At 34.1% G+C, this 23,893-nt stretch carries 25 protein-coding genes; 12 read left to right on the top strand and 13 right to left on the bottom strand.

Features of this window, described 5'->3' with window-relative positions; translation table 11 throughout:
• Positions 1-43: 43 nt before the first annotated feature.
• The 3 genes from IWB64_RS17995 to IWB64_RS17985 all read right to left on the bottom strand — a co-directional run bounded on the left by IWB64_RS17995 (position 44) and on the right by IWB64_RS17985 (position 1,987).
• Positions 44-607, bottom strand: a complete 564-nt coding sequence (locus tag IWB64_RS17995; RefSeq protein WP_194535331.1) for a hypothetical protein — start codon at positions 605-607, stop codon at positions 44-46.
• A gap of 102 nt (positions 608-709) precedes the next feature.
• Positions 710-1,222 carry a threonine/serine exporter family protein gene (locus tag IWB64_RS17990; protein ID WP_194535330.1) on the bottom strand — a complete coding sequence of 171 codons (513 nt, stop codon included), beginning with the start codon at positions 1,220-1,222 and terminating at the stop codon, positions 710-712.
• A gap of 3 nt (positions 1,223-1,225) precedes the next feature.
• A complete protein-coding gene (locus IWB64_RS17985) occupies positions 1,226-1,987 on the bottom strand; it encodes a threonine/serine exporter family protein (protein ID WP_194535329.1) in 762 nt (253 codons plus the stop codon).
• Between the two features lie 317 nt (positions 1,988-2,304).
• On the opposite strand from IWB64_RS17985, the gene IWB64_RS17980 reads away from it, so the two are divergent.
• Positions 2,305-2,748 carry a DUF4199 domain-containing protein gene (locus tag IWB64_RS17980; RefSeq protein ID WP_194535328.1) on the top strand — a complete coding sequence of 148 codons (444 nt, stop codon included), beginning with the start codon at positions 2,305-2,307 and terminating at the stop codon, positions 2,746-2,748.
• A gap of 140 nt (positions 2,749-2,888) precedes the next feature.
• Positions 2,889-4,271: an exonuclease domain-containing protein gene (locus IWB64_RS17975; RefSeq protein ID WP_194535327.1), complete on the top strand. Its 1,383-nt coding sequence runs from the start codon at positions 2,889-2,891 to the stop codon at positions 4,269-4,271.
• Here IWB64_RS17975 and IWB64_RS17970 read toward each other — a convergent pair whose 3' ends face one another.
• On the bottom strand, positions 4,272-4,871 hold the full coding sequence (locus IWB64_RS17970) for a GNAT family N-acetyltransferase (protein WP_194535326.1): 600 nt from the start codon (positions 4,869-4,871) through the stop codon (positions 4,272-4,274).
• Positions 4,872-5,007: 136 nt separating this feature from the next.
• Positions 5,008-6,003, bottom strand: a complete 996-nt coding sequence (locus tag IWB64_RS17965) for an alpha/beta hydrolase (RefSeq protein WP_194535325.1) — start codon at positions 6,001-6,003, stop codon at positions 5,008-5,010.
• Positions 6,004-6,590: 587 nt separating this feature from the next.
• Here IWB64_RS17965 and IWB64_RS17960 point away from each other — a divergent pair.
• From IWB64_RS17960 to IWB64_RS17925, 8 genes are all read left to right on the top strand, one after another.
• A complete protein-coding gene (locus IWB64_RS17960; protein ID WP_194535324.1) occupies positions 6,591-7,289 on the top strand; it encodes a lycopene cyclase domain-containing protein in 699 nt (232 codons plus the stop codon).
• Entirely contained in the window at positions 7,286-8,746 is a 1,461-nt protein-coding gene (crtD, locus tag IWB64_RS17955) for a 1-hydroxycarotenoid 3,4-desaturase CrtD (protein ID WP_194535323.1), read from the top strand. Before IWB64_RS17960 ends, crtD begins: the two co-directional genes overlap by 4 nt.
• A gap of 87 nt (positions 8,747-8,833) precedes the next feature.
• The gene (locus tag IWB64_RS17950; protein WP_194535322.1) at positions 8,834-9,406 is read left to right on the top strand and encodes a carotenoid biosynthesis protein; all 573 of its coding nucleotides are present in this window, start codon (positions 8,834-8,836) and stop codon (positions 9,404-9,406) included.
• Between the two features lie 2 nt (positions 9,407-9,408).
• The gene (locus IWB64_RS17945) at positions 9,409-10,026 is read left to right on the top strand and encodes a 1-acyl-sn-glycerol-3-phosphate acyltransferase (protein ID WP_194535321.1); all 618 of its coding nucleotides are present in this window, start codon (positions 9,409-9,411) and stop codon (positions 10,024-10,026) included.
• Positions 10,027-11,127: a glycosyltransferase gene (locus IWB64_RS17940; RefSeq protein ID WP_194535320.1), complete on the top strand. Its 1,101-nt coding sequence runs from the start codon at positions 10,027-10,029 to the stop codon at positions 11,125-11,127.
• Positions 11,097-11,855 (top strand): tetratricopeptide repeat protein, encoded by a 759-nt coding sequence (locus IWB64_RS17935; RefSeq protein WP_194535319.1) that lies wholly within the window; start codon positions 11,097-11,099, stop codon positions 11,853-11,855. The genes IWB64_RS17940 and IWB64_RS17935 overlap by 31 nt, the downstream gene beginning before the upstream one ends.
• 17 nt (positions 11,856-11,872) lie before the next feature.
• Positions 11,873-12,955 (top strand): DUF4056 domain-containing protein, encoded by a 1,083-nt coding sequence (locus tag IWB64_RS17930; RefSeq protein WP_194535318.1) that lies wholly within the window; start codon positions 11,873-11,875, stop codon positions 12,953-12,955.
• Between the two features lie 247 nt (positions 12,956-13,202).
• On the top strand, positions 13,203-15,764 hold the full coding sequence (locus tag IWB64_RS17925) for a cyclic nucleotide-binding domain-containing protein (RefSeq protein WP_194535317.1): 2,562 nt from the start codon (positions 13,203-13,205) through the stop codon (positions 15,762-15,764).
• Positions 15,765-15,830: 66 nt separating this feature from the next.
• Here IWB64_RS17925 and IWB64_RS17920 read toward each other — a convergent pair whose 3' ends face one another.
• From IWB64_RS17920 to IWB64_RS17900, 5 genes are all read right to left on the bottom strand, one after another.
• Positions 15,831-16,454: a class I SAM-dependent methyltransferase gene (locus IWB64_RS17920; protein WP_194535933.1), complete on the bottom strand. Its 624-nt coding sequence runs from the start codon at positions 16,452-16,454 to the stop codon at positions 15,831-15,833.
• Between the two features lie 173 nt (positions 16,455-16,627).
• Entirely contained in the window at positions 16,628-17,173 is a 546-nt protein-coding gene (locus IWB64_RS17915) for a hypothetical protein (RefSeq protein WP_194535316.1), read from the bottom strand.
• 192 nt (positions 17,174-17,365) lie between these two features.
• Positions 17,366-17,749, bottom strand: coding sequence for a hypothetical protein (locus IWB64_RS17910; RefSeq protein ID WP_194535315.1), 384 nt, complete (start codon positions 17,747-17,749; stop codon positions 17,366-17,368).
• Between the two features lie 20 nt (positions 17,750-17,769).
• The gene (locus IWB64_RS17905) at positions 17,770-18,114 is read right to left on the bottom strand and encodes a hypothetical protein (RefSeq protein ID WP_194535314.1); all 345 of its coding nucleotides are present in this window, start codon (positions 18,112-18,114) and stop codon (positions 17,770-17,772) included.
• Between the two features lie 223 nt (positions 18,115-18,337).
• Positions 18,338-18,814: a hypothetical protein gene (locus IWB64_RS17900; RefSeq protein WP_194535313.1), complete on the bottom strand. Its 477-nt coding sequence runs from the start codon at positions 18,812-18,814 to the stop codon at positions 18,338-18,340.
• Between the two features lie 411 nt (positions 18,815-19,225).
• Here IWB64_RS17900 and IWB64_RS17895 point away from each other — a divergent pair, with 411 nt between their 5' ends.
• On the top strand, positions 19,226-19,975 hold the full coding sequence (locus tag IWB64_RS17895) for an SDR family oxidoreductase (RefSeq protein WP_194535312.1): 750 nt from the start codon (positions 19,226-19,228) through the stop codon (positions 19,973-19,975).
• A 60-nt stretch (positions 19,976-20,035) separates the two neighbouring features.
• Entirely contained in the window at positions 20,036-20,908 is an 873-nt protein-coding gene (locus tag IWB64_RS17890; protein WP_194535311.1) for an RNA polymerase sigma factor, read from the top strand.
• A 227-nt stretch (positions 20,909-21,135) separates the two neighbouring features.
• Here the strand turns inward: IWB64_RS17890 and IWB64_RS17885 are convergent, their stop codons facing one another.
• The 3 genes from IWB64_RS17885 to IWB64_RS17875 all read right to left on the bottom strand — a co-directional run bounded on the left by IWB64_RS17885 (position 21,136) and on the right by IWB64_RS17875 (position 23,802).
• A complete protein-coding gene (locus tag IWB64_RS17885; protein ID WP_226975931.1) occupies positions 21,136-21,894 on the bottom strand; it encodes a hypothetical protein in 759 nt (252 codons plus the stop codon).
• Between the two features lie 199 nt (positions 21,895-22,093).
• Positions 22,094-23,224, bottom strand: coding sequence for a DUF4932 domain-containing protein (locus IWB64_RS17880; protein ID WP_194535309.1), 1,131 nt, complete (start codon positions 23,222-23,224; stop codon positions 22,094-22,096).
• Between the two features lie 143 nt (positions 23,225-23,367).
• Positions 23,368-23,802 carry an RbsD/FucU domain-containing protein gene (locus tag IWB64_RS17875; RefSeq protein WP_194535308.1) on the bottom strand — a complete coding sequence of 145 codons (435 nt, stop codon included), beginning with the start codon at positions 23,800-23,802 and terminating at the stop codon, positions 23,368-23,370.
• Positions 23,803-23,893 lie beyond the last annotated feature (91 nt).

Genomic DNA, 23,893 nt, shown 5'->3' with positions numbered 1-23,893 from the left:
CTGCTAATTTCAAAGACGTTTAATAGAAGATTTTAGTTGTAGCTTAAAACCGATAACCTACTCTTGCATGTAAGTTAGCAGCGGCTTCTCCTTGATTTCTTGAATATCCAGCACTTTTGGCAAAGTTAAACCTGTATCCAATTCCAAAACCAGCTTCGTATGTAAAATGATTTCCTATATTTCTTTTTATTCCCCAAGATGGAATTAGTGAAATTTGATTAACCACTCGTAAATTGCTATAATTAGAAATCACAAACCAATCCGGATGATAATCTATTTTTAAAGAAACAAAATTACCGCTATTACCGGCAATACTTTTAGATTTTGAAACCCGTTTGTCCAGATTGTAGTACCATCTAGGTTCTAAAGTAATTACTGGAGTCATTAAAAAACCAACTCCATCATAAAAAGTTCCACCAAAAATTCCACTATCAAGCCCTAATTCAATTCGCAGTGCTACTTGATCAAGTAATTTAGCTTCATTGTAACCCCAAACACCTAATATACCAGTTTGGATTCCGTAAGTAGATTCTTCTACACTTTGTTTTTGAGATTTAGCTATAAAAGTAAGTCCACAAAAAGCTAGGGTCAATAAGATTTTTCTCATATTCAATGGTCCTTTAAATTATATGCTATTGTAGGATTTTACTCAATAATTATGCCGTTTTTGGTTTATTTTAACGTAAAGAATAGGATATGAGAATAACCCTTATTTTACAACACCCTTTTTTGCTTCCCTCTTTCGTAAATAATGCATTGAACTTTTTCTAAAAATGAGGTAAGGGAAACTTATTCCAATTGCTAAAACGCATAATATGAATATGGCTTTTATCCCATTAGAATAAGTATATGAAAGTAGTTTAACGAATTCGTGGTCACTTAATTCTTTGCTACCTGCAAGTTCAATAAAACCAATCATCATACGGTACAAAAAGAGACCAGGTATCATTGGAATTACGGATGGAATAGCAATAGTTAATGGTGGTTTTTTAATGTAGAGGGCTAAAAAATAGCTGGAAAAACCAACCATTATCGCACCAAAAAAAGACGCGATAATAATATTAAAATCGAAAAAGAGTAGCCCTGTCTTTATAAAAACCCCTGTGGCACCAAGAAAAAATATTGTTGCTAGTGAAGAACGATCAGCATTGAGCAGAACAGCAAAACCAATGGCAGCAACACCTCCCGCAAAGGCTTTTAATATAAGATGAATATAGTCCATGTTTTAGAAGTTAAAAATTACAATTGAACAAATCATTCCTATGGCAATCATAATAGAAAATAGTAATCCATTGGTAAGCCGTATTATTCCGTTTAACAAGTTTCCATCAATAAAATCGATAAAGGAGTTGATTAAAGGAACACCCGGGATAAGAAATAAAACTGAAGTGGCAAATCCTTGTTCTAAGCCTCCTTCTGGAAAGAAATGCCTGAAAGTGCCTGCTATCATGGTTGCTGTAAATGCTGCTAGGAATACACACAAGTTTGGATTCAAATGAATGCCGGTTGTTTCTTGCTTAACAAAAAGCCCAATAAAGGTAGCAACGAAACAAACGGCCATTGAAAAGAGGTTTCCATCAGAAAGGAAACAAAAACCCGCACCCGCCAACGAAACTGCACTTAAAATAATTAGCCGATTATAAGTGGGTGTTTTTTCTAGCTTATCAAGCTCACTGCTAATTCGGTCTAATTCCCATTTATCGTTTTCAATGCTCATACCTATTAGGCTGATTCCCGAAACAATTTTGAAATTAACTCCTATGGGTATAGTCCGTTTTATATTATTAAAAACAGGTTCTTCTTGGTTATTTAATAACGTTAATATAATTGCTCTATGCGTAATGAGTGCATCGGCATTCATGTCGTAAGCGTTGGCAATTCTGTGCAAAATAATTCTTATGCGAGCGGTACAAGCACCTGAACTTTGCAACATTGAACTGATTCTTAGTAGAATCATTCCAATTTTCTGAATTTCATTTTTTTCCAACTTTTTCGTTTTGGTAAAAGTAACCATATACCAATAAATTTTGACTTGAATTGCTTAGGAATGCTGAGCCTAAAAAAAAGTTGTGAAATAAGTAGCGCACAAGTAAAAACTAAAAATGAAGTGATGTGGACGCTAGATTCTGAGTACAATCTATTAGTGTAATTGTTGCAGATGAAGTTCTAATCTGGCTATTGACCACTACAATATAATAATGTTTAACTTTTTTAAATAAATATTAAACATTATTCCGTTTATGTTAGCCTTTTTATATGGTATTTCGGTATTTTTAAAGTAAAATCTAATCTAACAGAAAAGACATGAAAAATTTTACCCTACCTATTCGTTTTGGTCTAGCAACAAGTGGATCGTTAATTGCCTACTTTTTAGTTTTATCATTGTTTAATCTTCATACCAATGTGTTCTATAGTCTGTTTAATGGCGTTATTACAGGTTTTGGAATTTATGAAGCAATAAAGTACAGGCGTTTAGAGGAGGGAAGGGATTTTAATTATGGCAAAGGGTTTACCACAGGTATAGTTACTGGGTTTATGGCTTCACTTATTTTTACCATATTCTTTGCATTTTATGCAACTGAAATAAATGAGGGTTTTTTAACGGCGCTTTCTGAAAAGTGGTTTAAAAACCTAAGCTTTGAAGGCATCGTATTTTTTACTGTAGCGATTATGGGATTCGCCACCTCCCTTGTACTAACACTCTCTTTTATGCAACTTTTTAAAAGCTCTAGAAATATTAAGAAATAGAGGTTACAGCAAAATAGAGTTTTGTTTTACCTACAAGTCTAATGGCACCATAAAAACAATAAAACATATAAAATATGGAATATATCCAATGTGTAGGAATATTTCCTAATTTTGTATAACTCAAAAATTTGTAGCAAACAATGTCTCACCACTCCTATGCTATCGTTGCCGTAAATACAGTAGCAGTCACAGAATATTTTCACCGACTTATTGAAATCTGTATTGTGCGAATTACTAATGAAATGGAAGTGGAGCGGTTTACAAGCTTACTAAATCCACAAACCCAAATTAGTAGTGAGTTAACCGAGGTTACGGGTTTAGATAATGATATTGTCCAGTTTGAGCCTGTTTTTCGTGAAATAGCAGAGGAAATATTACGCATTCTTGAAGGGGCGACTTTGGTCTCTTTTTCGGATTTGGCCTACAGGGTTCTACGTAGCGAGTTTAAGAAAATTGGATATAAGTTTGTGCACCCCACCTTATATATTTCTAAACTTGTAAATGAGCGCTTTCCCGAAGAATCAATGGACTTAAGGAAACTGTCCGAACATTTTGGTATTCCAGTGAATGACTTAAACCGTTGTGATGGTATGGCCACATGGATAGCAGCGTGGTTAGATAAATTGGCTTTAAATGGTAATCAAAATGAAAATCATGCGATACAATATCATGACAAAAGAATGCTGCATCAACGGCGTGAAATGGAACTTAATTCGTTAGAACGGAAACCTGGGGTATATTACTTTAAGGATAGTAATGACGCAATTATTTACGTGGGTAAGGCAGTGAGACTGCGAGACAGAGTTAAGAGCCACTTTAATAGTAAACTGGAGCGAGAGTATACTCTTTGTGAAGAAACCGATGATATCGATTTTGTTTACACAGGCAGTAATCTAATAGCAGAACTACTAGAATCTGATGAGATAAAGTTACATAACCCTAAATATAATATAGCCCAAAAGAATCCTACCGCACCTTTCATTATTGCTTCTAAGGAAAATAAAAAGGGCTATCTGCAGCTTTCTATTGTTCGCAAGGATTATCCGGATTCTGTAAATGAGGTATATTATAATAGGAATTCCGTTGCGGAAAAACTCATGGAGGTTTGCAAGGAATATAACCTTTGTCCAAAATTTTCTGGTTTCCATAAAATTAAGGGTAGATGTAACCATGAAAAGATATCAAATTGCCCGTCTGCTTGCATGGGAGAGGAAGACCCTGAAACCTATAATGCAAGAGTAAAAATAGCCTTGGAATTTCTAGAATCCAATCTCAATAATTTCGCAATTAAGTTGAAAGGAAGGAAAGATGGGGAAATGGGTTTTGTATTAGTCCGTGACGGCGTTTACGCCGGATTCGGTTTTGTGGGGATTCATGATCAGATAGCCTCTCCGGAAGATTTTGAAAATTACCTTGTACATAAAACGCATTCGTATCATACCACTCGTATAATTGATACGTTTATCAGGAAGCCCCAAAACAAGTCAAAAATTATATATTTAGATAGTGATGTATTGGTTTAACTAATAGATTAAAAATTCTGGAAAGACTTCGTCTTTGAGTGTATTCCATTCTTCTTTTATGATGCTATAATACACATCAGTTCTGCTTTCCCCATTTGCAGCTACATAGTTATTTCTAAAAACACCTTCTTTTTGAGCACCTAAATTTTCTATTGCTTTTTGAGACCTTAGGTTATCTCTATCGGTACTAAATTGTATTCTTTTAAATCCAATAGTTTCAAAACCAAACTTTAGTAATTCATACTTGCAAGCTTTGTTTAATCCCGTGCCTTGAAAATCTGTCCCGTACCATGTCCATCCAATTTCACACTTTTTACTTGCGGCATTCACATTTCCGAACCTTGTACAACCAGCAACTTTATCAGTTTCCTTGTCTATAATTAAAAATGGATAACAAAGACGGTTGTTTTTGTCTTTAATCGTTTTTGCGATATAGTTTTTTAAGCCTTGTTCATTATTTACGCTCATACCCATGAACTCCCAAATTTCTTTATCGAAGATGATATCTTTGAGTTCTTCATTTCTTGGGTTATCAAAGGGAAGAAGCAACACTCTATCGTTTTCAAGTTGAATGTCTGATTTTAGAATTTTTACTTTCATTTTTTAAGCTAGTTGCCAACGTTATTAGTTAATTGGTTAAGAACGTCATTTAGAAATTAAAAACCTAATAGAGAATCCGTAAGGACCATGATAAGAGGAAAAGGTCGTGGATTTTTAATCGCATTAAAAGTATTTGTTATAAATCTGTACCAGGTGATATCCAATTAATTATTTTATCTGTTGCTTCGTTATTTTTCACAATATCTAAATGATTGGAATTGGGAATCACATAGGTTTTTGTAATATCTTCTTTCAATTTAAATACCTCTTTAAACTTATTTGGATAAAAGCTTTCATCATTGTTTCCGACTATCACTAATGATTTTGTACTAAGAAGTTCTATATCATTTTTATAATTTTTTGGAGCAAAATTTACTGCCATTTGATAAGAATAAAAACTAACCTGCAAATCATCTTCATACGCTTTTGGTCTATTAAAAAATAAAACGGGCATTTTGTTAAAAAATGTTATTCCAAGGGTGTTCCACATTGTTATTCCTACCCACCTTTTTACACCTACGGTAACCCATCCTCCGCTATTAGACTTTACTGTAGGAGCGTCATGACCCAAGTAAGGTGAAATCATAATGGCTTTGTCCACAGTGGTAAGTTCACTATTGGCTAAATATCTTAAAACTAAACCTCCGCCAGAGGAGTGTCCTGCCAAAATTATCCTCTTGGCCTCTAAACTATCTTTCGCATAGGCAATGATATCTTCAATATCGTCCTCCAAGTGTCCGATATATTCAATATCTGTTTCATTTTGAATATTGCGTCCATGTCCCCTTAAGTCCGGGGTTATAACTGTTGCTATATTTTTGGACGATAAATCTTTTGATAAATCACTCAAATACCTACTGTCCGAACCAGATCCGTGAATTAGAATACATATTGTTTTAGTGTGACTAGGATAAATTCTATTGAACAATTTTTGACCATCCCTAGCTTCAATCCATTTTTCTGTAGTAGTTGTGTCTAGGCCATTAGAAGTTTTATCTATAGAACTGTAATCATAATTTTCTATATTTTCTTTATTCGGAATAGGCCAATATATAAGTACAAGGCTTACGATAAAAAAGAGAATACAATTGACGATTAAAAATTTAAAAATCCGCTTTGTAATTTTGTTCATATCAGGTTGGTTATACATAAAGTTTAGACAAACGTATTTGAATCTGATTAAAATCTAAATGTTTAGATTCTGAACCGTAGTTTTTTAGTTACGAACTGTAATACTAGCTCAGGATTGGAAAGGAGTATTACACAAATTAAAAGAGAGGCAAGAAGAGCTGCTGTACATATTGAATTGAGCCGGTATCTTAAATAACGTAATGCAGTGAAGATTAGGTTTGCTCGCCAGAAGAAGCGTACGCTCCAAAAGTAACTAAGCAGCAGTTAGAAGGGTTTTTAGATTAGTGTAAGCGTCCCTGTTAAAAATAGGCGAGTTTGAAAAAGATTATTACTTTTGCAAATGATATTTAGGAAGATTTTAGAGTTGCTTTATAAGGGATAAACCTGCTAGCTAACAATTCAATAAAAATGTAGTGTATGCAACTTATCTTTAGTACGGTAAAGTCGTGACTAAGATAAATAGCACTCTTTTAGAGAAATTACTTAATGAGCAAATTCCAATACCTAATAGGATTAAGATCTGGGCAAAGTATTATTTACATCACCAATACCCTTTCACTGGCATAGAACAAAGGAAAAATTTAAACTATGTCACTCTATTTGATCATTCTCCTTTTTTCACTTTCGGGACCTCTAGCTTTTAGTTTTGAGAAGAACCTTAGGCTTTATAAACGTTGGAAATATCTGCTTCCCGCAATAGCAATAACGATGTTTGTTTTCGTGATTTGGGATATTATCTTTACCCATAACGGATATTGGTTTTTTAACCCTATCTATAATTCGGGCATTTATATAAATAAGCTCCCTTTAGAGGAATATCTGTTTTTTATGGTTATTCCATATGCTTGTGCGTTCTCGTTTTATGCAATTCAATTTCATTTTCCAAAATTCAAGTTGAATGAACGGTGGACAAAAGTTGTAACTTTTCTATTGGTAATAGTATCAGTTCTCATGTCATTTTTATGTAGAGATTACACCTATACTTTTGTTGTTTTCCTTGTATTGCCAGTGATACTTTTACTGAGTTATTATTTTGCCAGAGAAGTGGTGCAATACTATTTAGCTATATATCCTATTTTACTCATTCCGTTTTTTATTATAAACGGAATCTTAACGGGTACAGGAATAGAACAAGCTGTTTTTGATTATAACCCTCAGGCTATTTTGGGAATTCGTATTCTTTCAGTTCCTATAGAAGATATGTTTTATAATTTTTCATTGCTCTTATTACCGTTGGCGTTAACTCATATGTTTGAGGTGCGATTTAAAAAAACTAAAAGCGCATGAAAATTGCAGTGATTGGTTCCGGAATTGGTGGCTTGGCTACTGCGTGCAGATTAGCATCTAAGGGACATGACGTAACTGTATTTGAAAAAAACGATTCTCCTGGCGGGAAAATAAGTGAGATTCATATGGAAGGGTATCGTTTTGATACCGGACCATCCTTGTTTACATTGCCAGAATTAGTAGAAGAGCTTTATAGTGCAGCTGGTGAAACTGTTCCAGCAACTTTTGCCTACAAAAAACTGGATGTGCTATGCAAGTATTTTTACAACAGTGGTGAAAATCTTATTGCTTGGTCTGATCAGCGAAAATTCACGGATGAATGTGTAGAAAAACTAGGAGAAGACCCTTCTAATATTACTAGATATTTTAAAAGTGCGTCGTTGATTTATAAAATAACCGCAGATATTTTCCTTTTTAACTCCTTGCATAAAGTTAAGAACTTGTTGAAGTTTTCGGTTTTAAAATCACTGCTTCAAGTTCATAAGATTCGCTTTTATAAAACCATGCACGGAGATAATAAAAGCAGTTTTAAAAGTCCATTGCTTATTCAATTGTTTGATAGGTACGCCACTTACAATGGCTCTAATCCGTATAAGGCACCTGCTACATTAAATGTAATAGCGCATTTAGAAAATAACCTGGGAGCTTATTTTCCAGAACAAGGCATGTATTCCATTGTAAAGAACATTTATGAGCTCGCCCTAAAAAAAGGAGTTCGTTTTAACTTTAATTCATTGGTTACGTCCATTGATATAAAAAACAAAAAGGCTGTTGGGATAAGTATTGGGAATGAGATATTTAAGTTTGATAAGATAGTATCTGACTCAGATATTAACTATGTTGTTAATAATCTGATGGACCACCCAGAAAAAAAACAAATAGAGCGTTTAGAACCTTCATCATCTGCCTTGGTATTCTATTGGGGAGTGAACAAGGAGTTTCCGGAGTTAGATTTGCACAACATTCTTTTTAGCGGTGATTATAAAGAAGAGTTTACTAATTTGTTTCAAAAAAAAACTATCTATAACGATCCAACCGTTTATATTTTTGTGAGTTCAAAAATGGTAAAAAGTGATGCTCCTAAAAATTGCGAAAATTGGTTTGTAATGGTGAACGCCCCTTCTAACAGCAAAGAGAATTGGGATGAACTGATACGTGTTACCAAACATAATATCATTAATAAAATCAATAAATCCCTTAAAACAAATATTGAAGACTATATAGCATGTGAGAAGATTGCATCGCCGATTACTATTGAGCAGGATACGCTCAGTAAAGGAGGAGCACTATACGGAAATTCTTCTAATTCCATGTTCGCTGCATTTTTAAGACATCCAAATTTTCTTAAAAGCGTAAAAAACTTGTATTTTGTTGGAGGAAGCGTTCATCCTGGTGGTGGAATACCCCTTTGTTTAGCCAGTGCTAAAATTGTTGCTAATGAAATACCTGCATCATAGATGAATAGGATAGTGAAATACTTAGTTAACGAGGGTCTTCCAAAAACTTTTATAGTTTTTTACTGTGTTGGTTTGGTTTTATATTTTATGCCTCTCACGCACGATTTTTTTATACTCATTACCCCGTATACCTTGGTTTTAGTTACCGGGGCCATCTTATCCCATCATAAAGAATGGAATATAAAAACCATTGCAGTTTTGGCAAGTATTTTTGTGTTAAGTATCATAACAGAAATGATTGGCGTAGCAACGGGTAAATTATTTGGTGTGTATGCTTACGGTAGAGGGCTTGGTATTAAAATAGCAGATGTGCCAATTGTAATTGGCCTTAATTGGGTTTTCTTGGTATATGCTTCAAACGGTATTCTCTCTAAATACACATCCAAAAACATTCCAATTATCATAGGGGCAGCATCATTAATGATACTTTATGACATCTTACTTGAAAAAGTAGCGCCCTTAATGGACATGTGGCAATTTTTAAAAAACGACCCGCCTATAAACAACTATGTGGTTTGGTTTCTGTTGGCTTTATTCTTTAATTGGGCTATTCAATATTTTAAAATAAATACGCATAACAGACCAGCTCGCTGGTTGTTTTTTATCCAATTCGGCTTTTTTATAATTTTAGTTATTGTAAATGAGTTCAACATATTTTAAAAATGATACGAGCCAATCATAGTAAGTTATGGGTTAGAATATCTAAATATTATTCGAAAGTATTAATTGGCTTTTTTTTTGGGAGTGTTAAGTATAACGGTCAGTATGAAGAAAAAGGGCTTCCTATTCTAATGATAAGTAACCATTTTTCGTTTTACGATGGCTTTATCCAAATCTTATTAAATTTCAAAGTTTTTAAGCGAAGGTTTTATTTTATGATGCTTGAGAAGGAGTTGAGTAAAAATATGCTTTTAACTAAAATAGGGGCTAGTTCCATAAGCAAAGGCAGGCGTTCTAGTTTAAAGAGTCTAGATTATGCCGTTGAATTGTTACAGGATAAAGAGAATCTATTTCTATTTTTCCCACAAGGAAAAATTAAGAGCATATACATACGAGAGTTTACTTTTGAAAAAGGCTTGCTTTCACATGTTTTGGAAAACGTAAAGAACGATTATCAGTTGGTTTTTAATATCAACCTGATTAATTATGGAACCAATCTTAGACCAGATTTATGTGTGTATTATGAAACACAGACTATAAATGCAGATACTACTGCCGATGCTATAGAAAGAGAATTCAATCGTTTTGCTAAAGCATGTTTTACAAAACTAGGAGCCTAAATGATTTATTGCTGTTATTTTCTTATGGGCTTGCTCATTATCAGGTTGCTTGTAGCACTTGTTAATTACCTTTCGTTTGCCTATTTGCCAAAAGCAACTCCATTAGCGGCAGCCCCCTTCATTTCAATTTTAATACCCGCTCGCGATGAGGAAGAAAATATAGGAACCTTACTAGAGCAATTATCTAGGTTGGAATACAGCGCTCTTGAAATCATCGTGTACAACGATAACTCAACCGATAAGACGGAAGACATTATAAAAGAGAGGAAGGTAATAAACCCCAATATTAAACTTATAAATGGGGGAGTGCTTCCCAATGGTTGGTTAGGGAAGAATCATGCCTGTCACCAACTGTCAAAAGCGGCTACGGGAGATGTATTACTCTTTTTGGATGCGGACGTAAGCGTGAAAAAAGACTTGATTAAACGTAGCATCAGCCATTTTCAGAAATATGAACTTCACTTGTTATCCATATTCCCAAAGCAAATAATGAAGTCTTTTGGAGAAAAAGTTTCCGTACCGCTAATGAATTGGATTTTGTTAAGTTTACTTCCACTTTTTCTAATTAGAAATTCAAAAAATAAAGCCTTTTCAGCGGCCAATGGGCAATTCATGATGTTTAAAGCAGTTACGTATAAAGACATGTGGCCGCATGAGAAATGTAAGGCCCATAGGGTAGAAGACATTGCTATTATAAAATTATTTAAACAGAAAGGTTTAGCCTGCGATACGCTCTTAGGCGATACTGATATTTCTTGCCGTATGTATGACGGGTTAGATACTGCTGTTGAGGGATTTACAAAAAACATTTTTCAATTTTTTGGAAATAGTATGTTGATTACTATTTCTTTTGGAATTATAACCACAATTGCTCCATTTGTCCTTTATTTTAATATGGGTGTATGGTGGTTTACCGCTTATATTGCTGGCATAGTGTCAATTCGTTTTTTTGTAAGTTTGGCAAGCCAACAATCAGTGGTTCAAAATTTACTGTTGGCAATTCCACAGCACCTAATATTTCTTGTAATAATAATTAAAGGACTCATTAACAACCAACAGAAGCGATTAATATGGAAAGGCCGCAATATATTACAAGATTAGTTATTGTGATTTTCACTTTGTTGCTTACAATGCAATCTGGTTTTTCTCAGAGCACCACCTACCGCGATTCAATTTACAAGGCATATTCTAGAGGTAAAATGCATAAGTGGTATGAACTCATGCAGACTTGCGAAAAAAATGTAAATGAGAATAGTATAGAAGAGCAATTAGAGCTTGTTAGTTATTATTACGGTTATACGGCATGGTTAATTGGTGCCGAAAAATATGATACTGCGGAAGATTACATTGAGAAATCTGAACAAATTATTGATAAGTTATTAGATCAATCACCAAAAAATGCAACCCTTCTGGCCTACAAAGGAGCTTACATTGCCTTTACCATTGGTATCTCAAAGTTTAAGGCTGTTTACTTAGGTCCCAAAAGCATGCGATATATTAACGAATCTATAGAATTAGACCCGGAGAATATTCAAGGTAATATAGAGAAGGGAAACTCAATGTATTATCGTCCAGCGGTTTTTGGAGGAGATAAAACTGAAGCAATAGCATATTATGTAAAGGCAGTTAAAAGTTTTGAAAAACAAGGATTGGTAGTTAATAATTGGATGTACATAAACACCATGACAGCTTTAGGGCAAGCTTACGAAGCTACCGATCAAATACAGCTGGCCAAACTTTGCTATGAAAAAATAATTCGCATATTTCCTAATTTTATGTGGGTTGAAGATGAACTCTATCCGGACATGCTGAAGCGTAATAATCTATGATATTTAGCAACAGCACCATGAAATTTAACCTGTACAAAGCAACACTATATAGCATAAAACTACTATTGCTATTGGCTTTTGTTGTCAATCCAGCAACTACTTATGCCCAAGGTATTCCTGATGATGTTGATCTAGATAAAATCCCACCGCGTATTATTAGAGCCTGTTGTGCTTTTGGATATGACCTAAAATTATGGGGCGTGCCATTTGTAAATATCGATCAGGTGATTAGTGTAGACGATTTAGATGAGCATCACTATATGGGTAATAAGAGTGAAGGCATTGGAACCATTTATTCCCATAAAGGAGGCTTTATAGATATTGGACACTTACGAGATCAAATTGATTGGACGCGCTATCTGTATACCGTTATTTTAGATAGTAGAGGTAAGGGAGAAGTGATTTTACCTTTGCGTAACGAAGCAGGGCGCAAGACTTTATATTTGAATATACCAGCACAGCTTACTAGTAGCGACTGCATTCTATTAGCAGGAAAAATAACATATGACTTTTCTCTATGGCATGAGATTTCTACGTGGTTTGGTGCATCCACTATTCCTTTAATGCCAGAGAAATTCTCTAGTTTCTCGGTAGAGGATGTGTATTCCAACTTACTAGGGATTCATGTAGGGATGCAAGCCTTGCATTCTAAGCTCCCTTTTAACACTGCTGCAACAGAAATTATCAATTCTACATTAGATAGCTTAGATGTGGTAAAAACCACTCAAGAAACCTACGATGCTTATGATGCGGTCATTCACAAATGGTACACGAATAAAAAGCGCATACCCCGTAAAAGTGTAACGCTAAAGCGTGATCCGGATGTTCTTAATTCAAGTCGTCCATGGATAGTTCCTAATCAAACAAATACTATTAGCAATCCAATTACTTTAGATGTACCTCTTTTAAGTACTAAGGGAGAGCTGCTTACCAGTTTTTATCAGTTTACCATTGATCTGAATCACAGGTTTCCTATGGAAGAGATTTTTCCAAATCGTGAAAGTAGCCTCATCAACCAAGATGATTTTGGTGTATTACTAAATAGAATTGCCGCTGATTTACAAATCATGGAACAAAATACATTGGCAGAGAACAAATAAAGCCTGAAGAAATAAGTCTCGTTAGGATGTATTGTTGTTGTGAAAAATGCGCTCAATACTACGGGGTCAAAGTAGTTCTGTAAACTTTTCGGTATTAAGTGATTCGGGAAAATCGTTATCATATATTATGGATTTTTACAATATAAACGGCGGTAAATGATATTTCTATTTTAATAAAAGGAATACTTCTTTTCTTAGTCAGACTTTAATATGTTAGTACGTAGAACAGACTTAAAACCATCGTTTTTTGAAAGAAGAAATCAGTATTTCACAACTGCAAGAAAAATTCCCTAACGGAAAAATCAAAAATTATGAAAAGGGTCATACCATATGCTTTATTCATAAGAAAGTAAGAACGTTTAGGTGGCTTTTAGAAGGTAGTATAGCATACTATATTCCAACTGATAATCCTGATAAAGATGTATTAGTCTGCCAAAACTCCGAGCCGTTTTCTACTTTAGGTCTTAATGGGTTCACTACACCAAAACGCTATATCTACAAGGTGTTAATAGCTTCTCAAAAAGCGGTGTTCTTTGAAATTCCTTTTGAACAAATTGAAACGTATTTGCAAGAAGGGCATCAAAATATACTTCTTAAAAATATTGGGGCAAAGCTATATCACCTTTTGCACACAGCACTATTAAAGCAATCGGAATTATTAAATCCGGTTCGGTTTCAGCCTTTTGTGGAAGATCGTAAATTTCATGTTTCAACAGTAGCGGAAAAGGAAGAAATTATCTCTCTTATGAGACGTTCTCCATTTTTAGATTATTTTGAGGAGAAACAATTGTCTGCCATGGCAACATTTGCAGAGCGTAGAGAATATGAAGCAGATGAAGTTTTATATGTTCAGGACGGTTCTAGTAATGGGTTATTTATTTTAATTGATGGAGAGGTCACTATTAAGCGGATTGAGAATTCAATTGAAATTAAACAACGTTCCATCAAGAATTCGGGATTTGTGTTTGGTTGGTCTTGTTTGTTAAAACAGAAGGATAGCTGTTCTGCAATTACGCGTACCAGAACCTCTGCTTATTTTATTCATGATCATGATTTAATGGGTTTGTTTCAAAAAGATGATGTTTTCGAAGGTCATTTTTTTCAGCGTTTAATATGGTTTATGGGAAATCAACTTAACGCTGCATTCATAAGATATGTGGGCTTACTTGGTAAACATAATCTTCAGGCGGTATTTCAGCTGATTAAGAACAATAAATCGCGCTTATCTGTTTCATCTCCTTTACACCAAGTGCCACATCTTTTAAAAAGCAACAATACTAAAAAACTGGCTTATGATGCCCTAACTTCATTGTTGGATAATGGTAGTGCTCTAGAAAGGCATATTGCATCTTTAAGTTTGGAGTTGTTGACGGAAGATAAAAAAGAGTGCAATTTTATAAGTGGATTGGAGAAAATCTATTCAAACGTTGCGGAAAGAGATGCTACGGACCTTGATTATAATCGCAAAGTTTGCGCTACATTAACCAAGGAGGTTTTTGAAGAGGTTCCTTATGTGATTGAGGGATGGGAAAATTTACCCGAGACTACGGGTCATATTTTTACTTATAACCATTTGGTTAACGATACGCATTACACGTTAAATAATAGCTTTCAAATTACATTAGATTCCCATTTTATAAGTGCGAAGGTTTTACATGAAAAATATGGGGAGCCTGGTATTAGAACCGTGCGCATTGGTAGAGGACAAGAATATGGTCACCAAAATTATTATGATAATTTGGGACACATTAATGTGTATACCAAAGATTCTGAGCTTACGTCATCTGAAAATGTGGAACAGGCCCGAAACATATTTTATGAAGAAGCCTCAAAACATTTAAGCAATAACTATAATTTAATTATTAGTCCCGAAGGAACTTCTTATAGAACGGAAGAATCTCCTGGTCCTTTTAGAATGGGAGCCTTTAAATTGGCTGCCGGTCAGGAAAAGGAACCGCTAATAGTACCTATAGTAATGGTAAATTTTGATGATAGAATAGGAAGGTCTTTGTTTTATTGTAAAATAGGGGAGCCGTTCCTGTTAAGTGAAAAGATAGCGTCAAAAAGTAACGAAGATATTTATGCTTTTGTAGAAAAGTATCAAGCGCAATATAAAATTGATGTTCAAAAGGCTAGAAATAGGGCAGAAGAATTATTTATATCTCCGGGTGGGACGGTAAATAACGAAGAACCACCTGCAATGTGGTCCAATGAAATTAAAAGATTAAAAAGAAGAGTGAAAAAATTGAAGACCCAAGACAATCTCATAGCAATTTACGGAAGTTCTTCTGTACGTTTATGGGTACATATGCAGAGAGATTTACTTCCTTTTAATACGATAAATCTTGGTTTTGGAGGCTCTACATTTGCTTGGTGTATTCATTATTTCGATGAAATATTTGTAGAGGTCAACCCGTCTAAAATAGTGCTTTATGCCGGAGAGAATGATTTAAATCAAGGAAGGACTCCGCAAGAGGTAATGGCAGATTGTCACGAATTAGTGGGCATGGTTAGAGCAAAATATCCAGACGTAGCATTGGCCTTTATAAGTTTAAAACCAAGTGTTGAACGAGAGCAGATGATTCCGCTAATAATAGAAACCAATTTGTTGCTTTCTAAATACACGATTTCCGATTTAAATGCGCAATATATAAACGTGTTTAACCATATGATTAGCACTGATAACAGACCTATACCAGAATTATATCTATCAGATGGGTTACATTTAAATAAAGAAGGATATGCTATCTGGAGCAGCGTCATTAAAGATGCTTTGCAGTCTGTGGCTTTGTTAGAATTAGAAAACTAAAATCCTGCCAGTGTTGGCAAGAGCTTGTTCTTTATAGGTTTTTGCCAAATTGTATTAAAAAAGGTATTATTTTTTTAATCCTACAAACCTTGTTACAGAGCCTTTTCCATTGTGATAAAGTCCTTCGTTTAATTCAATTTCCATTTCTACTGACTCCAAGACCTCGTAATTTCCAAAGTCCGATTTTAATTCGTCCGTTGAAAATAATGAATCCAAGTCTTTTGGTCCACCAATTTTGGGGTTCTTCTTCTGATATTCAAGATTGTTTTTACCAAATGCCTCCAATATTATAATTCCGCCTTTTTTTAATTTTTTGTCCAGTATCTTATGATATGCCGTCCTAATATTTGGTGGAAAATGTGCGTAAATAAGAGCTATAGCATCAAATTCTTCATCTCCATAATTCAAGTTAGGTAATAGCCCAACTTGGTAGTCAATTGAGACCTTATTTTCTTCGGCAAGTTTCAAGGCCTTGTTTTTTCCTTCAATACTTATATCAAAGGCAGAGACATTCCAACCAATTTTGGCAGCATAAACAGCATTTCTACCTTCACCTTCCGCTCCTAAAAGTATTTTTCCGGTTTTAAGTTTCAGGATATGTTCCTTGAAGAATTCATTAGGCTTGGTTCCATAGGCAAATTCCTTTTCTTGATATCTATCATTCCATCTTTTTGAGTGAGTATCCGTCATTTTCTTTTTTTCATTACTATCAACGGTGAGGCTAAGCTTATTGTTTAGTTTTATTTTTTCTTGTCCAAAGTTAAATCCATAAGATTTAGCGACATTATAAATATACACAGACCTTTCGTTTTAGACCTAAAGTCCGCATTACGTTTAGGCATTGTTAGCAACTGGCTTTTGCGTTATACTTTGCCGTAAACTATTTTCAATTCCGTTCCGATTAGCTTTTCTAATTCGGTAAAAAACTCACTTTTGAAAATACCCCAATTCCAAAAGATTAGCCCGAAATCCCCAAATGCCCAATTTGGTTCGAAATTGAATTCGGTTATTGAACTTTCAGATAAGCAATTAGAACATTTAATTAAATCTGAATCAAATTTCTCATACCAATTCGCCAATGCAGTTCCCCAATCTTCTTCAATTTGATTTTGTCCGCATTTAGGGCAGTTAACTTTCTCAAGTCCATTTACGCCATTTTCAAAAACCTTTCTTTCGATTATTACTTCAACTCCGTTTGTTCTTAAGTCCAGAAATCCCTCATTTTGTTTTTCAAGGATTGATGCGAAATTTTCGGCTGGTTTATGTCCATTAGAACCAAGAACACAATCGGAAAGCTCCTTTTTAATAATTTTCTTCTCAGTTAAAAAGTTTATCACTTTTTCAGCCAGTTCTTTAGAATCTGCTGGATTGGTTTTTTCTGAAACAATTGATGTATGGTGGTCACTCACTTTTTTAAGCTTGTTGCTAACGGTCAAGGCTAAGCGTAGTGCGGAGGCAAGGAAACTTTTCGTTTCCGTCTGCGCACGAAGCTAAAGCTTTTGGTTTAGTTTTATTTTTTCTTGTCCAAAGCTAAATCCCAAAGATTTAGCGACATTATAAATATACACAGACCTTTCGGTTAAGCCCGAAGCCCGTATTGTTTATAGGTTTTGTTGTGGTGTCGTTTTTAATTCTTCAATTAGTTTATCACTAAATAAAGTCAGTTCAACAGTTTCCAAATACCAGCTGTCCTCCACAAACTTTCCAACATTGGAAGAAAAAATGTCCCATTTTAAATTTAAGCTATTGCCTAATTCGATAACCAAAGCCCTTAAATCATGTCCATTTTTTTTCAAATCTTCCATAATCCAATTTCCTATTCCGTATGCAGATTTTAAGTCGTCTGAAAAGCATAAATAGTATTTTGGAATATCATTTTCATAAATAACATCTTCATTGAATTCCAATTCCAAGAAAGGGAAGAAACGTTGATTTTCTTTTCCGCTGATTAAATATGATTCCGTTTCAAGTTTTATTTTGTCCATTTATACTATGCTCTTTTCTTTCAGTTCATTACTTGCTTAATTCTGCGATTTTCGATTCCAATTCTTATTAAATCTTTGCAAAATCCATTGAATTTATTTTGGAATTCAGATTGCAGTTTGTCGTTTCCGCAATACAATTCCCATAATGCTCCAGCTCCACCAAAAAGTTCATTAGTCAAAACATATTTTTTGAAGAGTTTAGAATCTTTTTTCATTGCTGATGCCAAAACATTTGTCAATTCCTGTTGTCCAAGACTTGTTCCAACTTCATTTAGAACTATTTTTAATTCAGTCACACTTTTGGTTAGTGACTCAATATTTTCTTCTGAAAAGTTCAACTCTTTATTTCTTGTAAATATGTTCATTTTAAATGCACCACAACGCCTGAGCTATGCGTAGTGCGGAGGTAAGGAAACTTTTCGTTTCCGTCTACGTACGAAGCTAAAGCTTATTGTTTAGTTTTATTTTTTCTTATTCAAAAGCTAAATCCATTAGATTTAGCGACACTCTAAAAATATGCAAATCATTCCGTTTATACCCAAAAGTCCGCATTACGTATAGGTTTTGTTGTGCTTAGTTTTTTTGCGTTCAGTTTTTCGTTTCTGTATTCCGTCTTAGCTTCTCAATTCTTTCGCTATCCTCTTCCGATATTTTAATTTTCATTTCACTTTTCGGAATATAAGTCGTGTCCATTTTTCCCGAATCATTTATTGCGACCACATAAGAATATTCAATTTCAAAATCCATTCGGTTATGTTCCGGATTTTTGATCGAAAACTCTACAGGATAGTAATTCCCATCATCAATATTATCACTTATCCAACCAGTTGAACTACCTGAATATTCTTTTCCATCAACATTGAATGTGTAATGATAACTTCTCTTGCTAAATTTCTTTGCAAGTGGAACCGAACGTGTAACAAGCCCATAAGCAATAGATCTATTTTTGTCTATATCTTCTTTCTCTGCTTGAGATGAGAAAAAGGCAAAAATCACAACAGGAACAAATGCAATCCAATAATATTCTTTAATTATTGACCAAGTGCTTTTTAAAAATTCGTTCACTTTTTATTCAATTCTAGGATGATTCAAAATTAAGCACAACGGTCCGGGTATATCTTCCGGTAGGCGCAGCCTCCCGAGTGGAAGATTGCTGCGACTGGAGGATAATATGCCCAGTGGTATGTAGTTATCTAAAGTAGGTAGTTAAGTTGGTAATATCAAAATAGACATGATTAAAGTTCCAACATATCCTGAGCGGTTTGTTTATGATTAATGAACAAACTCTGTAAATAAAATTCAAAAGGATATACCCATTAGTTTCTGTAACTAATATATAATCAGTTAACTAATAAACATTCGCGGTGTAATGCGTTTCTGTTTTCATCTAGTTTTGTAACACCTCTTCTTTTTCATTGTCCAAGTATTAGATATAACAATGAAATTATGTTCAACTTATTTAAAAAAAATACAGAAATGGGAAAATTAGAAGGAAAAGTAGCCGTTATTACTGGAGGAGCTAGCGGTATTGGTTTAGCAACAGCGCAAGAATTTATCAATAATGGAGCAAAAGTAGTTGTTTTTAGTAGAGGTCAGGATGCTTTAGATGCTGCAGTGAAACAATTAGGACCTAATAGTCATGCTGTAAAAGGAGATGTGACAAATCATGCTGATTTAGAGAGGTTATTTTCAGAAACCAACTCTAAATTTGGAGGTGTTGATACATTATTCATTAATGTAGGAAAAGGAAAATTAGCACCTGTAGCAGATACAGATGAAGCATTTTTTGATGATATGATGAATGTCAACTTTAAAGGATCATTTTTTACATTGCAAAAAGGAATTAAAAATTTAAATGATAATGCTTCCGTAATTATAACTACGTCTTATTTAAACGAAGTTGGTTTTGGTGGGAGTAGTTTATTAAGTGCCAGTAAAGCAGCTTTAAGATCATTAGTTCGTGTTGCTTCTGCAGAACTTGCAGACAAAGGAATACGTGTAAATGCAGTTAGTCCTGGTCCAATAGGAACTCCGTTTTGGGGTAAAATAGGTCTGCCAGATGATATACTTGCCGGTGCGGCAGAAGCTATTACGGCACAAACAGCTTTAAAACGTTTTGGAAATCCAGAAGAAGTAGCAAAAGCAGTATTGTTTTTGGCCTCGGACGATTCTTCATATATAATTGGTGAAGAAATTCCTGTACATGGAGGAATTAATTCTATATAATGCTATTCATTAGCCTCATTTTGAAACATTTAAAATGAGGCTTTTAAAAAATTTAATGAGATGACAGATTTCCTTTCAGATAATTATACAGATTTTGATGATACTAAATTAGTTGCACTATCAATAGATGGAGATAAGAAAGCACTTCAGACTCTCATTATTCGTCATCAACTTTTTGTTTATAACCTAGCCCTTAAAATGGTAGGTAATGTTCAGGATGCAGAAGATTTAACGCAAGAAGTTTTTATAAAAATAATTACAGCTTTATCAAAATTTAAAGGCGAAAGTAAATTCACGACTTGGTTGTATAGAATTACGGTTAATCATTTTATTAATAGTAAAAAACAAAGCTCAAAATTGAGGTTTGTAAGCTTTGACAACTATTTTAATACAATAGACAATGTTCCTAGTTCCGATTTAAACGAGCAGGAAGAAAAAGAGCTTAAGGATACTATTGAAGAAATTAGAATTAATTGTACCACAGGTATGTTACTTTGTTTATCAAAAGAGCAAAGAATGATTTATATTTTAGGCGAAATGTTTGAAATAGGGCATACGCTTGGAGGAGAGATTTTAGGAATTACCCCTGGTAATTTTAGAGTTAAACTTACTAGAACTCGTAAAGAACTTTATAATTGGATGAACAAAAGATGTGGATTAGTTAATTCTAGTAATCCTTGTAGATGTTCCAAGAAAACAAGAGGTTATATAAGTGAAGGAAAAGTGGACCCTAATAATTTAAAATTCAATACTAGGCATACCTCTAGAATTAGTGAAATTTCAAAAAAGAAAGCTGTTACATTTACCAATACGGTAGATGAACTGAACAAAAAAGTATTCCAAAGTCATCCTGCACAAACACCAATACAATCATCAAAAATCATTAATGACATTTTAAATAACGATTTAATTAAATCGATTTTAGAATTGTAGAACATTGTATTCAAAATAACGAATAGGTATAAACTTTAGATTGCGTTTGGAAGTCAGTAACGTAGTATCCTCAACTGGAAACTAGCGTAATGAGTGTTACGGGAGTAATGAAAAAACGGCTGTTCATGCAGTACGTGTTTTTTGCAGCGGAGTAATACGGCCTTTAGGTCATTTCTTTCAAAGGTTTTATTAATTATATATGATATTACCCATAGGCTTTTTCTTTATTATTTCAGTTGGAAATGTATATGGTCATCGTGTCTAACTGCTTGACATCCGTGAAATCGTACTTTTCCGTTGTTCAAATTCAATCGAGTTTTTAAATGTGGCTCGATGAACAATTTACCAATACTTTTTTGTTCTAAAATTAATTCTGCTAATTGTCGAGTTCCTTTTTTGGAAAATTCAATGTCCTTGTTTATAGTGCCTAAAGTCAGATATTTTGGAAAATCATATTGCCAATTTCCATTTTTCTTACAAACAGCGTTTTGGTCATATTCTTTTTTGGCCGGCAATTCATAAACACCATATCCACTAAGTGACGGTTTTTTATTAGTCAATTGTCCGTTGTCATTTTCGTAAATCAGAGAAACGTCAATTTTCTTTCCGTCATTATGACTTAAATGAGGCAAAAGAGGAAATTTATTTATAAATGGAAAATTTGCATCAAGATAAACCATTTTTATTCCTGCGTTTAATCTCTCAAATTCGGTTGCTATTTGTCCGATTGATTTGTTCAATTCAGATCTTACATAATTTCTATTCGCAAGTTTATAAAAGAAAGAATGAGCTTTTAAAAATTCCGTTTCCTTTATTTTTTCACGTCCGAAAATTGGTGCGACATTTGGAACGATTAAAAATGTTGCGAGCAAATAGAGAACTACAAAAACTCCAATCCGTTTCAACCTTTTTTTTTCTGCATTTCTCTTAACTAACAAAATTGCAATCAAATATATTATTCCACCAATTTGAGTGACAACAGTCAAAAAAATAATTATTATTATGTGAAGTAGAATTTTCAATGGTTGTTTCAGCTTATGGGTAACAATCCTAATATACCTTCCGGTAGGCGCAGCCTCCCGAGTGGAAGATTGCTGCGACTGGTGGATAATATGCCCAATGGTATGTAGTTATCTAAAGTAGGTAGTAAAGTCGGCAAAAGCAAGATGGCCATTGTTGCATTAGTTATTTTTCTACGACCTTTATTAATTCAGGGATAAAATCAGCATAAGTTGGATATTTATCTCTATTTTTTTCAAATCGCTCAATTAATTCATTTTCCATTTTTTCGAGATAAATAAAACCCTTGTTTTCGTCCCTTATTTTTTGTGCATTTTCATTGCCGAAATAAATTGATGCAATTCGAATTTCTAATAACCTTACTACATGTTCTACCAAATAACCTGTTAAATTGCCAATGCCTTCTCGTTGCATAGTTTCTTTTATCTCTTCGGTTATTAAGAATTCATGATTTTGAATAAATTCAGATATTTCTTGATTGTAGAATGAAGCATTTACGAAAGAATGACCAAATTCATGTACACACAAATTTCTTATGAAATCTTTGTCGTTATAACCAAATTGTTTTACTGAGTCTCTAGAAAAATTAGTTAAATCAATTCTATCTGAAGGGCTGATAAATTGATAGGCGATTGAAATTTCATCTGTTTTTATACTCGGTCCAATACCTCGCCAACCTCCCGTTATAAAAAGAGGCTCAGGTGATATAACATAACGGTCATTTATTTGGTTTGTGTATTCTTCCATTTTTCCAACTAAATCAAAATCCCTTGCAATTGTAGATATTTCCTGAATGGCTCCTTCATAATAGTAAAGGTGTTCTTCTATAAATGCATCAACATTGGCCTTAAGATAAAAGTCGTGGAGAGATTTGTATAATAAGTTCCATTTTGGATCTAGTCCAGTTTGTGTTGAATCATTTAGTTCGTATTCTTTATTTTTTTTGGATATTGTGTACTTGTCCCCAAATTCAGGAAACTCCTTCTTATGTAGAAGGTATAATGAAATAGCATTATCTCCACCATATTGTTTTATTAAATCTAGGACTTCATGATTTTCGAATTGTTCAAAAGAACTTAGCAGATCATCTCTTACTGGGTTTGGTCTTGTTGCCCATTGACGATTTTCTTTAATAAGATTATAGGCAATTCTAAAAGTGATTATATTTCTATTGGTCTCATATTCGATTGATTTTACTTCTGTCTTTGGTGCGTTTTTTTCAATAATTTTTGGTTTATTGTTTCTGCAAGCAACAAATGCAGCGAATACCAATAAATAGAGCATTGTCTTTCCCATTATTTTGTATAATTAATGTCAACGCTTGAGCTAAGCGTAGTGCGGAAATTAAAGGTTAACTTTAAATCTGTGCTTAGCCTGAAATTTTATTTTAACTCAAAGCCAAAACTCTTTAATCAAATTTAAGTAAATGAACTCCGGGCTTAAAAGCCACTTTCTTCGGCCATTTTTACCACGCCAACGGTTAGAATTAGATTAGCGAAACGACGCTGTTCTCCGGTTTGAATAATTAAGGTCGTATTAGGGTCTCTAATTTTGTCATAGAAAGCCCAACGTTCCATCTCGTCCCAGGTTACTTCTCCCAATAATTTTTTATAGGCATCGTGAATTTCTGCGTTTGCTTCTGCAGGTTTTTCCATAACAATAGCACCTTGTACAGGGCAAACTTCTAATATTCCCTCAAGCACGGTAAGCGCATCTAATAGTCCCGGACGAAAGTTAAGGTGTACGGTGGTGGAATTAGGTCCTGTCATGGCACCAACGGGTAAATTACCGTCTGCAATGACAACCTGTGCAAAATGGCCGGAACGCGCAAGTGCTTCCATGATTGTTGGGTGTATTACCGGAGTTTTTAGCATAAATTTATCTTTAGAAAATGGATAAAAGTAAAACACTAGGTCCTAATTGGCTCCTAGTGTTTTATGGTTCTTAACGAACAATCATAATAAA

Origin of the sequence: Zobellia nedashkovskayae (assembly GCF_015330125.1) — a bacterium.
Classification (GTDB): domain Bacteria; phylum Bacteroidota; class Bacteroidia; order Flavobacteriales; family Flavobacteriaceae; genus Zobellia; species Zobellia nedashkovskayae.
The sequence above is the reverse complement of the archived record's forward strand: the minus strand, read 5'-3'. Positions and strand labels throughout refer to the sequence as shown.